16 protein-coding genes are annotated in these 13,362 nt (G+C 60.7%); 14 read left to right on the top strand and 2 right to left on the bottom strand.

Annotation, left to right across the window (positions count from 1 at the left end; genetic code table 11):
• Positions 1 to 58: 58 nt before the first annotated feature.
• The 7 genes from accD to BUA36_RS02520 all read left to right on the top strand — a co-directional run bounded on the left by accD (position 59) and on the right by BUA36_RS02520 (position 7,089).
• Positions 59 to 931: an acetyl-CoA carboxylase, carboxyltransferase subunit beta gene (accD, locus tag BUA36_RS02550; RefSeq protein ID WP_072781064.1), complete on the top strand. Its 873-nt coding sequence runs from the start codon at positions 59 to 61 to the stop codon at positions 929 to 931.
• A gap of 81 nt (positions 932 to 1,012) precedes the next feature.
• Complete coding sequence (folC, locus tag BUA36_RS02545; protein WP_072781062.1) at positions 1,013 to 2,302, top strand: bifunctional tetrahydrofolate synthase/dihydrofolate synthase; 1,290 nt, start codon at positions 1,013 to 1,015, stop codon at positions 2,300 to 2,302.
• A gap of 22 nt (positions 2,303 to 2,324) precedes the next feature.
• Positions 2,325 to 3,320: an SPOR domain-containing protein gene (locus BUA36_RS02540; protein WP_072781061.1), complete on the top strand. Its 996-nt coding sequence runs from the start codon at positions 2,325 to 2,327 to the stop codon at positions 3,318 to 3,320.
• A 14-nt stretch (positions 3,321 to 3,334) separates the two neighbouring features.
• Positions 3,335 to 3,823, top strand: coding sequence for a CvpA family protein (locus BUA36_RS02535; protein WP_072781059.1), 489 nt, complete (start codon positions 3,335 to 3,337; stop codon positions 3,821 to 3,823).
• A 40-nt stretch (positions 3,824 to 3,863) separates the two neighbouring features.
• A complete protein-coding gene (gene purF, locus BUA36_RS02530; RefSeq protein ID WP_072781057.1) occupies positions 3,864 to 5,390 on the top strand; it encodes an amidophosphoribosyltransferase in 1,527 nt (508 codons plus the stop codon).
• Positions 5,391 to 5,392: 2 nt separating this feature from the next.
• The gene (locus BUA36_RS02525) at positions 5,393 to 6,637 is read left to right on the top strand and encodes a cystathionine gamma-synthase family protein (RefSeq protein WP_072781055.1); all 1,245 of its coding nucleotides are present in this window, start codon (positions 5,393 to 5,395) and stop codon (positions 6,635 to 6,637) included.
• 2 nt (positions 6,638 to 6,639) lie between these two features.
• Entirely contained in the window at positions 6,640 to 7,089 is a 450-nt protein-coding gene (locus BUA36_RS02520) for a hypothetical protein (protein WP_072781053.1), read from the top strand.
• Here BUA36_RS02520 and lexA read toward each other — a convergent pair.
• Together lexA and BUA36_RS02510 are read right to left on the bottom strand one after the other, a co-directional pair.
• Positions 7,016 to 7,654 carry a transcriptional repressor LexA gene (lexA, locus tag BUA36_RS02515; protein ID WP_072781051.1) on the bottom strand — a complete coding sequence of 213 codons (639 nt, stop codon included), beginning with the start codon at positions 7,652 to 7,654 and terminating at the stop codon, positions 7,016 to 7,018. The two genes, BUA36_RS02520 and lexA, sit on opposite strands and share 74 nt — an antisense overlap.
• Positions 7,655 to 7,756: 102 nt before the next feature.
• A complete protein-coding gene (locus tag BUA36_RS02510) occupies positions 7,757 to 8,476 on the bottom strand; it encodes a DUF5695 domain-containing protein (RefSeq protein WP_072781049.1) in 720 nt (239 codons plus the stop codon).
• A 157-nt stretch (positions 8,477 to 8,633) separates the two neighbouring features.
• On the opposite strand from BUA36_RS02510, the gene rpsF reads away from it, so the two are divergent.
• From rpsF to BUA36_RS02475, 7 genes are all read left to right on the top strand, one after another.
• Positions 8,634 to 9,014 carry a 30S ribosomal protein S6 gene (gene rpsF, locus BUA36_RS02505; RefSeq protein ID WP_072781047.1) on the top strand — a complete coding sequence of 127 codons (381 nt, stop codon included), beginning with the start codon at positions 8,634 to 8,636 and terminating at the stop codon, positions 9,012 to 9,014.
• A gap of 21 nt (positions 9,015 to 9,035) precedes the next feature.
• Entirely contained in the window at positions 9,036 to 9,341 is a 306-nt protein-coding gene (gene priB / locus BUA36_RS02500; RefSeq protein ID WP_072781045.1) for a primosomal replication protein N, read from the top strand.
• A 15-nt stretch (positions 9,342 to 9,356) separates the two neighbouring features.
• A complete protein-coding gene (gene rpsR, locus BUA36_RS02495) occupies positions 9,357 to 9,647 on the top strand; it encodes a 30S ribosomal protein S18 (RefSeq protein ID WP_072781043.1) in 291 nt (96 codons plus the stop codon).
• Positions 9,648 to 9,674: 27 nt separating this feature from the next.
• Positions 9,675 to 10,127 carry a 50S ribosomal protein L9 gene (gene rplI, locus BUA36_RS02490; RefSeq protein WP_072781041.1) on the top strand — a complete coding sequence of 151 codons (453 nt, stop codon included), beginning with the start codon at positions 9,675 to 9,677 and terminating at the stop codon, positions 10,125 to 10,127.
• 122 nt (positions 10,128 to 10,249) lie between these two features.
• Positions 10,250 to 11,635 carry a replicative DNA helicase gene (locus BUA36_RS02485; protein ID WP_072781039.1) on the top strand — a complete coding sequence of 462 codons (1,386 nt, stop codon included), beginning with the start codon at positions 10,250 to 10,252 and terminating at the stop codon, positions 11,633 to 11,635.
• Positions 11,636 to 11,696: 61 nt separating this feature from the next.
• Positions 11,697 to 12,323, top strand: a complete 627-nt coding sequence (locus tag BUA36_RS02480; RefSeq protein ID WP_072781038.1) for a DUF47 domain-containing protein — start codon at positions 11,697 to 11,699, stop codon at positions 12,321 to 12,323.
• 21 nt (positions 12,324 to 12,344) lie between these two features.
• The gene (locus BUA36_RS02475; protein WP_072781036.1) at positions 12,345 to 13,355 is read left to right on the top strand and encodes an inorganic phosphate transporter; all 1,011 of its coding nucleotides are present in this window, start codon (positions 12,345 to 12,347) and stop codon (positions 13,353 to 13,355) included.
• Positions 13,356 to 13,362: the final 7 nt, after the last annotated feature.

Raw genomic sequence — 13,362 nt, 5'->3', positions numbered from 1 at the left:
GACAGGGCGGCGGGAAACGGCTACACTTCGGCCCACGAGATAGCTGCAAGGAGAATTTATGAGTTGGTTGGAAAAACTGCTGCCCCCACGTATCCAGCGTTCCGACGCCGGCGCCCGCAAGACCATGCCAGAAGGCCTGTGGGTCAAATGCCCGTCGTGCGAAGCCGTGCTGTACCGCACCGACCTGGAGTCGAACCTGCACGTTTGCCCTAAATGCGACCACCACATGCGCATCCGCGCCCGCGAGCGCCTCGACAGCCTGTTCGATGCCGGCGGCCGTTATGAAATTGGCATGGATACCCTGCCAGTCGATACGCTGAAGTTCAAAGACAGCAAAAAATACCCAGACCGCCTCAAGCAAGCGATGGAAGCCACCGGCGAGACCGATGCGCTGATCGTCATGGGCGGCTCCATCATGAGCCTGCCGGCTGTGGTGGCGTGCTTCGAATTCGAATTCATGGGCGGCTCCATGGGCTCCGTGGTGGGCGAGCGCTTCGTGCGCGGCGCCCAGGTCGCTCTGGAACAGAAAGTACCGTTCATTTGCATTACCGCCACTGGCGGCGCCCGTATGCAAGAAGGTCTGCTGTCGCTGATGCAGATGGCCAAGACCACCGCCATGCTGACCAAGCTGTCGGACAAGAAGCTGCCATTCATCAGCGTGCTGACCGACCCGACCATGGGTGGTGTGTCCGCCTCGTTCGCGTTCATGGGCGACGTCGTGATCGCTGAACCGAAAGCGCTGATCGGCTTCGCCGGTCCGCGCGTGATCGAGAACACCGTGCGTGAAAAGCTGCCGGAAGGCTTCCAGCGCGCCGAGTTCCTGGTGCAGAAGGGCGCTGTCGACATGATCGTTGACCGCCGCAAGATGCGCGAAGAAATCGCCCGCCTGCTGGCATTGCTGCAAAATCAACCTGTGGAAGTGCTTGCCTAAAAACGGCTAACCCTCTCACGCGACGGCGCGCAATCGGATATCATCCGGCCTGCGCGCCGTTTTCATTTCAGAGTCACCATCATGTCGAACCTCCCAACTACTTTGCCCGCCTGGCTTGCGCTGCTTGAATCGCGCCACGCCGAAACCGTCATCAACATGGGCCTGGACCGTGTTCTCGCCGTCAAGGAACGCTTGCAGCTGAGCTTTAGCTGCCCCGTCATCATGGTGGCTGGCACCAATGGCAAGGGGTCGACCTGCTCCATGCTGGAATCGGTGCTGATGCGCGCCGGCTACAAGGTGGGCCTGTACATCAAGCCGCACTTCCTCGACTTTAACGAGCGTGCCCGCGTGAATGGCGACATGGCCAGCGACGACACGCTGGTAACGGCCTTCAATGCGGTCGAGGCCGCGCGCGGCGATACCACGCTGACGTATTTCGAGTTCACCACGCTGGCCATCATGAAGCTGCTGTCGGCAGCGGGCATGGATGTGGTGATCCTGGAAGTGGGCCTGGGCGGTCGCCTGGACGCCGTCAACATCGTCGATGCCGACGTTTCCATCGTGACCAGCGTGGACATCGACCACACCGACTACCTGGGCGATACCCGCGAGAAGATCGGCTTCGAGAAGGCCGGCATTTTCCGCGCCGGTAAAACCGCGATCTGCTCCGACCCCGTGCCGCCGCAATCGCTGATCGACCATGCCGAAGCCATCGGCGCCGACCTGTGGCTCATGGGCCGCGATTTCAATTACTCGGGCGACAAGCAGCAGTGGAGCTATGGCGGCCGCGGCCAGCGCCGCAATTCGCTGGCCTATCCGAGCCTGCGTGGCGCCAACCAGATCCTCAACGCCTGCGCCGCACTGGCTGCGCTGGAAGCGTTGAAGCTGGAGCTGCCAGTCGGCGCGCAGGAAGTGCGTACCGGCCTGGTGACGGTGGAATTGCCGGGCCGCTTCCAGGTGTTGCCTGGCCGCCCGACCACCATCCTCGACGTGGCGCACAACCCGCACGCTGCCGCAGCGCTGAACCAGAACCTGGGCAATATGGGTTTCCACCGCTACACCTACGCCGTGTTCGGTTCCATGCACGACAAGGATATCGATGGCGTGATCGCTGCCATGTCCGAGCACGTGGACCACTGGTGCCTGGCGACGCTGCCATCGCCACGCTCGGCGACCGCCTCGGAACTGGCCGCCAAGGTGCTGGCCGTGCAGCCTGAGCGTGATGAACGCACCATCAATGTGTTCGATGATCCGGGCGCAGCATACGCAAATGCCGTCAGCCGAGCCGGTGAGGATGATAGAATTGTGGTCTTTGGATCTTTCCTGACCGTCGCCGGTGTCATGGCGGCGCGAAAATCCTCACTCCATTGAACGCACAGGACTGAAATCACGCATGGGCTTGTTCTCGAAACTCGGTAAAAACAAGCAAGACTCAGCTGGCGCTGGTCAAGACAGCGGCTATTACACCAGCCCAGATGATCGCGCAGCAACGGAGCGTGCCCGCGCCAAGCGCGCCTCATCTGCCGACGGCGGTGGCGCCACCAGGCGCCGCACGCGCGAGCGTGAAGAAGATGACGCCGTGTTGCCGGAAAAGAAACGCGCACGCCGCCGTCTGGTTGGCGCGATTGCGCTGGCATTGACGGTTGCCGTGGTGCTGCCGATGGTGCTCGACTCCGAGCCCAAGCCGCTGTCGTCCGACATCGATATCAAAATTCCGTCCAAAGAGAAAACGGTAGACGCCGTGCCCGCACCGGCGCCGGTCGCGGCATCGGCCTCGCTGGACAGCAAGGAAGAAATCGTCGAGGACGTGAAGCCTGCCGCCAAACCAGCCGCCGCTGCCGCTCCGACGCCGGCCCCGGCCCCGGCCCCTGCCGTGGCTGCCGTCGATACCACCAAACAGGAAGCCGACGCCAAAGCCAAGGCGCAGGCCAAAGCGGAAGCTCAGGCCAAGCTGCTGGCAGATGCCAAAGCCGAGCGCGAACTGAAAGCCCGCCAGGAGGCGGACGCCAAAGCCGAAGCCAAACTGAAGGCGGAAAAGGACGCCGAACGCAAACTCGCCGAAGCCAAAGCCAAGGCGGCAGAAAAGCCAGCCGCAGCGCCGGTCAAGACTGAAGATGCACGCGCACTGGCCATCCTGGAAGGCAAGCCAGCGGCCGCACCATCGTCTGAAAAATTCGTACTGCAAGTTGCGGCACTGAGCGACCAGGCCAAGGTTGATGAACTGCGCGCCAAACTGAAAAGCGCCGGCATCAGCTCTTTCACGCAAAAGACGCCATCGGGCGACATCACCCGTGTGCGCGTGGGCCCGTTCAGCAGCAAGGAAGAAGCAGAAAAGGTGAAAGCCAAGCTGAGCAGCATGGGCCTGAACGGCCGCCTGGAAACTGTCTGAGCTAGCGCCGCGCCGTGACGATTTTTGATTACCTGGTGATCTTCGTGCTGGCGGCGTCGGTCATCATTGGCGTGGTGCGCGGCCTGGTGAAGGAAGTGCTGTCGCTGCTGAGCTGGGTGATTGCGTTTGTTGCCGCCAACGCCTATGCGGCGCCGCTGGCGCAGATGCTGCCACCGGCGGTGCCGGGTGATGTGCTGCGGCTCATCATTGCCTTTCTCGCACTGTTTATCGGTGCCCGGATTTTAATGGGCCTGTTGTCGCTGGCGCTGGACGCCTTGATCGACGCAGGCGGCCTGAGCCTGATCGACCGTACGCTGGGTATGGTGTTCGGTGCGGCGCGCGGGCTTGTAATTGTGTTGGCAGCCGTCATCTTGTGTGAGATGACCTCATTGCCCAAGCAGGATTTTTGGAAGCATGCAGTCTTGAGTCCATACGCCGAAACCGGCGCGCGCATGGTCCTGCCGTATCTTCCCGCTGCGATGACGCAGCATATGAATTTTTGAAAATTCTTTAAATCTGTAGTACCAGTCCAGGAGCACCATCATGTGTGGCATTGTCGGCGTCGTTTCCCATCAACCTGTCAACCAAATGCTGTATGACGCCTTGCTGCTGTTGCAGCACCGCGGCCAGGATGCGGCAGGTATCGCGACCAATCACAGCAGCATGTTCGCCATGCACAAGGCCAACGGCCTGGTGCGCGACGTTTTCCGTACCCGTAATATGCGTACGCTGCAAGGCAACTCCGGTATCGGCCACTGCCGCTACCCAACTGCCGGCTCGTCGAGCGAGGAAGAAGCGCAGCCGTTCTACGTCAACGCGCCGTTCGGCATCACGCTGGCCCACAACGGCAACCTGACCAACTGGGAACAGCTCAAGCTCGAGATGTTCAAGAACGACCGTCGCCACATCAACACCGACTCCGATTCGGAAGTGCTGCTGAACGTGCTGGCGCACGAAATCGAGAAAGCCACGGTTGGCATCTCGATTGACGCCGACACCATCTTCAAGGCCGTGGCCGTGCTGCACCGCCGTGTGCGGGGTGGCTACGCTGCTGTGGCGCAGATCGCCGGCGTCGGCCTGCTGGCGTTCCGCGATCCGTTCGGCATCCGTCCGCTGTGCCTGGGCATCAATGAAAGCCCGGACGGCGTGGAATACCTGATCGCTTCCGAGTCGGTGGCGCTGGAAGGCATGGGCTTCCGTTTCGTGCGCGACATCGCGCCGGGCGAAGCCATCTTCATCGACAACGACAAGCAGCTGCATTCGCGCCAGTGCGCCGACAATCCATCGCTGAATCCGTGCGTGTTCGAGTATGTGTACCTGGCCCGTCCTGACTCGGTCATCGACGGTGCTTCGGTCTATAACACCCGCCTGAAAATGGGCGAATACCTGGCCGAGAAAATCAAGCGCGAAGGTCTGGCCGAGGATATCGATGTGGTGATGCCGATTCCGGATTCCTCGCGTCCTGCCGCGATCCAGCTGGCGCTGGCGCTGAAGAAGGAATACCGCGAAGGCTTCATCAAGAACCGCTACATTGGCCGTACCTTCATCATGCCGGGCCAGGCAGCGCGTAAGAAATCCGTGCGCCAGAAGCTGAACGCGATTCCGGACGAATTCAAGGACAAGGTCGTGCTGCTGGTGGATGACTCCATCGTGCGCGGCACCACCAGCCGCGAGATCGTGCAGATGGCGCGCGATTCCGGCGCCAAGAAAGTGATCTTCGCCTCGGCGGCGCCACCAGTGATCTACCCGAACGTGTACGGCATCGACATGCCAACCCGCGACGAACTGATCGCCCACGGCCGCACCGTGGAAGAAGTCTGCCGCGAGATCACTGCGGACGCACTGGTGTACCAGGATCTGGACGCACTCAAGCGCGCCATCTCGGACGTCAATCCGGCGCTGACCAATTTCGAGGCCTCGTGCTTTGACGGCGTGTATGTGACCGGCGACGTGACGCGCGAGTATCTGGATAAACTGGAATACGAGCGTCATCATCCAAGCAAGGCCGCCGTACCGGAAGACGCAGGCCGTTCGCAGCTGAACCTGAATCTGGCGGCGACCGAAGCGTAACCATGGGCGACAAGAAGAACTACGGTTTCACCACCACCATTCTGCACGGCGACCGTCAGAAGGGCATCGAGCACGGTTCGCTGCACAAGCCTATCCACACCTCGGTGGCCTTCGGCTATGCCGATGTGCGCCAGCTGGCGTCGGTGTTCCAGGGCAAAGAGCCGGGCTTCCGCTACGGCCGCCAGGGCAACCCGACCATCTCGGCGCTGGAAGAGAAGGTCAACAAGATGGAGCAGGGCGTCGGTACGATCTGCTTCGCCACCGGCATGGGCGCGATCGGCGCCGTGGTGCAGGCGCTGCTACGCACGGGCGATCACGTGGTGTCGTCGTCCTTCTTGTTCGGTAACACCAACAGCCTGTGGCAGACCGCCATGAGCCAGGGCATCAGCGTGTCCTTCGTGGATGCGACCGAGGTGGCCAATGTGGAAGCGGCCATCACCGAGAACACCCGCGTGGTGTTCGTGGAAACCATCGCCAATCCGCGCACGCAAGTGGCGGACCTCAAGCGCATCGGCGAACTGTGCAAGGCACGCGGGATTCTGTACGTGGTGGACAACACCATGACCACGCCTTACCTGTTCCAGCCGAAGTCGGTGCATGCGGGCCTGGTGGTCAACGCGCTGACCAAATCGATCGGCGGCCACGGCAATGCGCTGGGCGGCAGCCTGACCGATACCGGCGCCTACGACTGGACCCGCTTCCCGAACATCTACGAGAACTACAAGAAAGCTGCGCCGCTGCAGTGGGGCCTGGCGCAGATCCGCGCCAAGGCACTGCGTGACTTCGGTTCCTCGCTGGCGCCGGACGCCGCGCACCATATTGCGGTCGGCGCCGAAACGCTGGCCTTGCGCATGCAGCGCACCACCACCAACGCGCTGGCGCTGGCGGAAATGCTGGAGAAGGATGAGCGCGTTGCCGCAGTCTACTATCCGGGCCTAAAGTCGCACCCGCAGCACGGCATCAGCGCCGAGCTGTTCCGCGCGCACGGTTCGCTGCTGAGCTTTGAGCTCAAGGATGGCCTGGACTGCTTCGACTTCCTGAACCGCCTGAAGCTGGCGATTCCGGCATCGAACCTGGGCGACAACCGCACGCTGATTATCCCGGTGGCGCACACCATTTTTTACGAGATGGGCGCCGAGCGCCGCGCCTCAATGGGGATTGCGGAATCGCTGATCCGCGTCTCGGTTGGTATCGAGGATACCGACGATCTGCTGGACGACTTCTGCACGGCGCTGGAAGGCTGCTGACGATGAGGGCGCTGATCGCAACCGGCCTGATCGTGGCAGCTGCCACGGCCCGGGCGGGCGATCACCGCGCTGAGATTGACTACTACATGCATCACTACGATGGCGCCGACGTCGCGCTGTCGCGCTTTCAGTGCGGCGAGCCGGGCGCCATGCTCACGCGCGCTGACCGCAGCGCCTGGCTGATCTGCTATGGCCGCTTTGCCGCCAACTACCAGGCTGCGCTGCCAGTCGGGCGCAACATTCCCGCCGAGGTGGCCGACGCCATGAATGAAGCCGAAATGGCGGCTGCGCAGCAATTGATGAACCAGGTATTTGTGCAGATCGCACAAGAGGCACGCCAGCAAGCCGATCTGGTCTTGCTGGCGCAGGGGGAATGGCTTAGTGCCAGGTCCGCATCAGGCCTACTGCCAGACCTTCCAGTGCAAACTCATCGGCTTCCGGATCGACCGTAATCACGTTGAAGTCCGGGTTTTCCGGCAGCAGCTCGATGGTCGAGCCGGTCTTGCGGTAACGCTTGACGGTGACTTCGCTGCCAATGCGGGCCACGACGATCTGGCCATTCTTGGCGCTGTCCACTTTTTTCACGGCCAGCAGATCGCCGTCCATGATGCCGGCATCGCGCATCGACTCGCCGCGCACTTTCAGCAGGTAGTCCGGGCGCGCCGCAAACATGGCGGGATCGACGCTGTAGCTGGTTTCCAGGTTTTCCTGCGCCAGGATAGGCGAGCCGGCGGCCACGCGGCCGATCAACGGCAGCGACATCATGAGCGCAGCAGGCACTTTTGAGGATGGCGTTTCAGCGTGTACACCCAGCAGGCGGATGCCGCGCGAGGTGCCGGCGGCGATTTCGATGGCGCCCTTGCGGGCCAGCGCCTGCAGATGTTCCTCGGCGGCATTGGCGGATTTAAAGCCCAGTTCATTGGCGATTTCGGCGCGGGTCGGCGGGAAGCCGGTGTTTTCAATCGCGTCCTTGATCAGATTCAGGATTTGTTCCTGGCGTGCGGTGAGCTTAAGCATGGAGTACGGTAGCCTGTTTATATAGACAGTCTGTATTTTTGTACAGTATGGCTGCTAATGCAAGGGAAATTCTTGCTTTCAGCGAAATAAAGTGAAAAAACTTCACTTCTGTACAAGGAAGCGGACCCCGATGGAGCGTTGCGCGCCGGGCGCCAGTGTGAAGCCGTCCGTGACCCAGGCGGAAAACTCCTGATCGCTTGCGGTCAGCGACGCCCAGTGGGTCAGCGGCGTCTTGGCGTCCGGCTCCAGGCGCAGCGCGGGCGGCTGCTGGTCCTGGCGCGTCACCATCACCGAGCTGTTATCGCCGACGCGCGGGCGCACGGCCACCATGCTGCCGTCAAACACCATGGGCATGCCCGGTTCGGTCACCTCGACCGGCTGCTTGCTGCGGTTGGTCAGCGTGAAACGCAGCACCAGCGCGCCGCGCTCGTACAGCCAGCGGCGTTCGATCTTCAACGGCAGTCCGGCGCCCATGGTGGGCGTGATGTCAGCCGCCGCCAGGGTGCGCGTGATGAGTGCCGGCTTGACCGGTTTGCGGGCGGCGTAGGACGACCAGCTTTGCCAGTCGCCGCCGGCCACGCGGGTTTTCAGCGACAGGTCGCCCAGGTGGCTGTAGCCGTCGGCTTGCCGTTCCTCCTCGCGCGGACCCGGCATGAAATCGAAGCTGGGGTCGAGCACCGGCACCATGCGCGCCAGCGTTTGCGTGTCGGTGCGCAGCGCGAACAGCAGCTGGGGCGTGCTGTAAGCCTTGGTCCTGATCGGCGCTGCGCCGGCCGGCAAGGCGAGGGCGGCCAGCAGGGGCAGGGCAAGCAGTGATTTCATGGCAATCCTGTTGTAAAGGCAATTGTGCCACTGTAGCAGCTGCCACGCCATGCTGGCGTTCCGCTGGAAAAGCTGATATAGTCGCGGGCTTACCTCTTCCCACACCTGTCTTGACGCCAGGGTGGGCTATATCATCAAGTCCTTAAGGGAGTTATACATGCGTCACTACGAAATCGTATTTATCGTCCACCCGGACCAGAGCGAGCAAGTGCCCGCCATGATCGAGCGTTACAAAACCACCGTAACGACCCGCGGCGGCAACGTTCACCGTGTTGAAGATTGGGGCCGCCGTCAAATGGCTTACTCGATCCAGAAACTGGCTAAAGCTCACTACATCTGCCTGAACATCGAAGCAGACAACGAGACCCTGGTTGAGCTGGAAACCGCATTCAAATTCAATGATGCCGTTCTGCGTCACCTGACCGTCAAGATGAAGAAAGCGGAAACCGCTCCTTCGCCGATGATGAAGTCGGTACAACGCGAAGATGCAGCGAAATCGCATCGCGCAGAAGCTGCCGCTGCTGCTCCAGCTGCTTAATTGTTCTGAGAAGGAACCGCGCTGAACCAGCTCCAGTTCATCGCCCTCATCGCCGAACGGGATGCAATCCGTTACACCCCGGCAGGCATGCCGATCGTGAATGCTGTACTCCAGCACCGGTCGCAGCAGATGGAGGCGGGCATCGCCCGATTGTCCGAGTTTGAAGTCCACGCAGTTGCTGCGGGCGAGATTTCAGGCCGTTTCAGTCAGACGCCGCTGGGAGGCTTGTACCAGTTTTCCGGTTTCCTCAACAAGAAAAGCCGCAATAGCAAAAGCCTGGTGTTTCACATCATTGATTTTAGTGCTGTCCCTGACAGCTCAATTTAAATACAGGAGCCTAAAATGGCATTCGGTAAAAAGTTCGACAAAAACAAGCTCAAGCTGAAAGAAAAGCGTAAGCAACAAAACCCACTGTTCAAGCGCAAGAAGTTCTGCCGCTTCACCGCCGCTGGCGTAGAACAAGTGGACTACAAAGACGTAGACACCCTGAAAGACTTCATCCAGGAAAACGGCAAAATCATGCCAGCACGTCTGACCGGCACCAAAGCTCACTACCAGCGTCAAGTTGACACCGCGATCAAACGCGCACGTTACCTGGCCCTGCTGCCGTACACCGATCTGCACAACGCTTAATCGCGGCAGAGTAACTGGAGAAGAACTATGCAAATCATTCTGTTGGAAAAAGTTGTCAACCTGGGCAACCTGGGTGAAGTCGTTAAAGTTAAAGACGGCTACGCACGTAACTTCCTGATCCCGCAAAAAATGGCCCGCCGCGCTACCGCATCGGCCATCGCGGAATTCGAAGCCAAACGCGCTGAACTGGAAAAAGCTGCTGCTGCCAAGCTGGCTGTGGCTCAAGGCCAAGGCGAGAAACTGAACGGCATGACCGTGACCGTTTCGCAAAAAGCCGGCGTTGATGGCCGTCTGTTCGGTTCGGTAACCAACTTCGACATCGCTGAAGCCCTGTCGAAAGTCGGTTTCGCTGTTGAAAAATCGGCTGTTCGTCTGCCAACCGGTCCGCTGAAGACCACTGGCGAGTTCCCAGTAGCCGTTGCTCTGCACACCGACGTGGTGGTAGAAGTGACCGTTGCTGTAGTGGGCGAAGCTGCCTAAGATTCGACCGGGCGGCAACGCCTGTCGAATATGCAACACCTTGAAAAAGCCGGGCTTAGCCCCGGCTTTTTTATCGTCATAATTTTGTAATTTGGCACAAGCAAGCAGGTATAATTCGCGCCATGAACGCCCCCTCCGATCCGCAAGTCGATTCGCTTCGCGTCCCGCCACACTCTATCGAGGCAGAACAGTCCGTCATCGGCGGCCTGCTGCGCGATAACTCGGCGTTCGACCGTATTGCCGACATGATGCAGCCGGAAGACTTCTACCGCTATGATCACCGCATCATCTTCGAGCAGATCGTGCGGATGATTAACGCCTCCAAGCCGGCCGACGTGATCACCGTTTTCGAGAACCTGACCCAGCTGGGCAAGGCCGACGACGTCGGTGGCCTGACGTACCTGAACGCCATGGCGCAGAACACGCCATCGGCCGCCAACATCCGCCGCTATGCCGAGATCGTGCGCGACCGCTCGGTGCTGCGCCAGCTGATTACCGTGGCCGACGATATCTCGGGCCAGGCGTTCAGCCCGCAGGGCAAGGAAACCAAAGAGATCCTCGACGAAGCCGAATCGCGCATCTTTGCGATTGCCGAGCAGGGCGCCCGTGGCGCCGCTGGCTGGCTGGCGGTGCAGCCGCTGCTGACCCAGGTGGTCGAACGTATCGATGAACTGTACTCGCGCGACAACCAGTCCGAAATTACCGGCGTGCCGACCGGCTTCATCGACCTCGACCGCATGACCTCGGGCCTGCAAGGCGGCGACCTGGTGATTGTGGCCGGCCGTCCGTCCATGGGTAAAACCGCATTCTCGGTCAACATCGGCGAAAACGTCGCGATTGAAGCCGGTTTGCCGGTGGCGATCTTCTCGATGGAGATGGGCGGCGCCCAGCTGGCGATGCGTATGCTGGGTTCGGTTGGCCAGCTGGACCAGCACCGTCTGCGCACCGGCCGCCTCAACGACGAAGACTGGCCGCGCCTGACGCACGCAATCCAGAAGATGAACGACGCCCAGGTCTTCATCGATGAAACGCCGGCACTGAATCCGATCGAGATGCGCGCACGCGCACGCCGCCTGGCGCGCCAGTGCGGCAAGCTGGGCCTGATCATTGTCGACTACCTGCAGCTGATGCAGGGTTCCAAGGCCGGCGACAACCGCGCCTCCGAGATTTCGGAGATCTCGCGTTCGCTGAAAGGCCTGGCCAAAGAGCTGGGCTGCCCGGTGATCGCGCTGTCGCAGTTGAACCGCTCGCTGGAACAACGCCCCAATAAACGTCCCGTCATGTCCGACTTGCGCGAATCCGGCGCTATCGAGCAGGATGCGGACGTCATCATCTTCCTTTACCGCGACGAGGTGTACAACGCCGACTCGCCGGACAAGGGCACCGCTGAAATCATTATCGGTAAACAGCGTAACGGTCCAATCGGCGCAGTGCGTCTGACCTGGATCGGCGCTTATACCAAGTTTGGCAATTACTCTGGTAGTTTGGGTATTTACCAGGGCGACTAATCTTAACGCCGACCCGGCACAACCGGTCGGCGATCTGCAGTAGTAATGAACGGAGAAAAATATGTTTGGACGTTTGATGCCCACCGAGGGCAAATTCTTTGACCTGTTTAATCAGCACGCCGAGCTGTGCGTCAAAGGCGCAAAAGAAATGGTGGGCCTGATGTCGAATTTCGATGACCTGGAAAACCGCGTGCACGCGATTGAAAGCATCGAGAAGCAAGCGGACAAGATCACTTACCAGACCGTCGACCTGCTGCACAAAACCTTCATCACGCCGATCGACCGTGATGACATCCACAAGCTGATCACGCGCCAGGACGACATCCTCGACTTGCTGGAAGATGCTGCGCAAACCGTGTCGCTGTACGACCTGCACTCGGTCACGCCGGAAGCCAAGCGCCTGGCCGAACTGGTGCTGGCTTGCACCGAAAAGGTCAAGGAAGCCGTTAGCATGCTGCATAACATGGACAACTCGCGCCAGATCGTCGCCGTGTGCGAAGAGATCGACCGCCTGGAATCGGACGCCGACCATGTGATGCGCGCCGCCATGTCCAAGCTGTTCCGCGATGAACCGGACGTGCGCAACCTGATCAAGCTGAAAGCCATCTACGAAATCCTGGAAACCGTGACCGACCGTTGCGAAGATGTGGCCAACATCATCGAAGGCATCATCGTCGAAAACGCCTGATTACAAGAAGAATAATCCAACATGCATACCCTACAAATCAGTATCTACGTCCTGGTGCTGCTGATCGGCCTGGCGTTGATATTTGACTTCATGAATGGCTTCCATGACGCCGCCAATGCGATCGCGACCGTGGTCTCGACCGGCGTGCTGAAACCGCAAACTGCGGTGGCCATGGCGGCGCTGTTCAACTTCGTGGCAATCTTTGTGGTCGGCCTGCACGTGGCCGGCACGGTGGGCAAGGGCACCATCGATCCCGGCATTGTTGACCAGTACGTCATCTTTGGCGCGCTGACCGGCGCCATCGTGTGGAACCTGTTCACCTGGTACTACGGCATCCCGTCGTCGTCCTCGCACGCGCTGATCGGCGGCCTGGTCGGTGCAGCAGTGGCCAAGTCCGGCACCAGCGCGCTGGTCGGCGGCGGCCTGTGGAAGACGGTCCAGTGGATCCTGATTTCGCCGCTGATGGGCTTTGTGTTCGGCTCCATCATCATGCTGATCGTGTCATGGATTTTCGTGCGCTCGACGCCGCGCCGCGTCGACAAATGGTTCCGCCGCCTGCAACTGGTATCGGCTGCTTCGTACAGCCTGGGCCACGGCGGCAATGACGCGCAAAAAACCATCGGCATCATCTGGATGCTGCTGATCGCGGTCGGCCAGGTGCCGGCTGGCGGCGCCGAGCCACCGCTGTGGGTGATCGTGTCATGCTATGGCGCGATCTCGTTCGGCACGCTGTTTGGCGGCTGGCGCATCGTCAAGACCATGGGCCAGAAAATCACCAAGCTGAAACCGGTGGGTGGCTTCTGCGCCGAGAGCGGCGGCGCCATCACGCTGCTGATCGCCTCGCACTTCGGCGTACCGGTCTCGACCACGCACACCATCACCGGCGCGATCGTCGGTGTCGGCTCGGCGCAGAAAATGTCGGCAGTGCGCTGGGGCGTGGCCGGCAATATCGTCTGGGCCTGGGTCTTCACGATTCCAGCGTCCGCCTTCGTGGCGGCGATCGCCTGGTGGGTGGGACACCACATCATGTAAAACAAAG

The sequence above is a fragment of the Duganella sacchari genome (genome assembly GCF_900143065.1).
GTDB classification, from domain to species: Bacteria; Pseudomonadota; Gammaproteobacteria; order Burkholderiales; family Burkholderiaceae_D; genus Rugamonas; species Rugamonas sacchari.
Note: the sequence above shows the minus strand (reverse complement) of the source record. Positions and strands in the feature narration are given on the sequence as shown.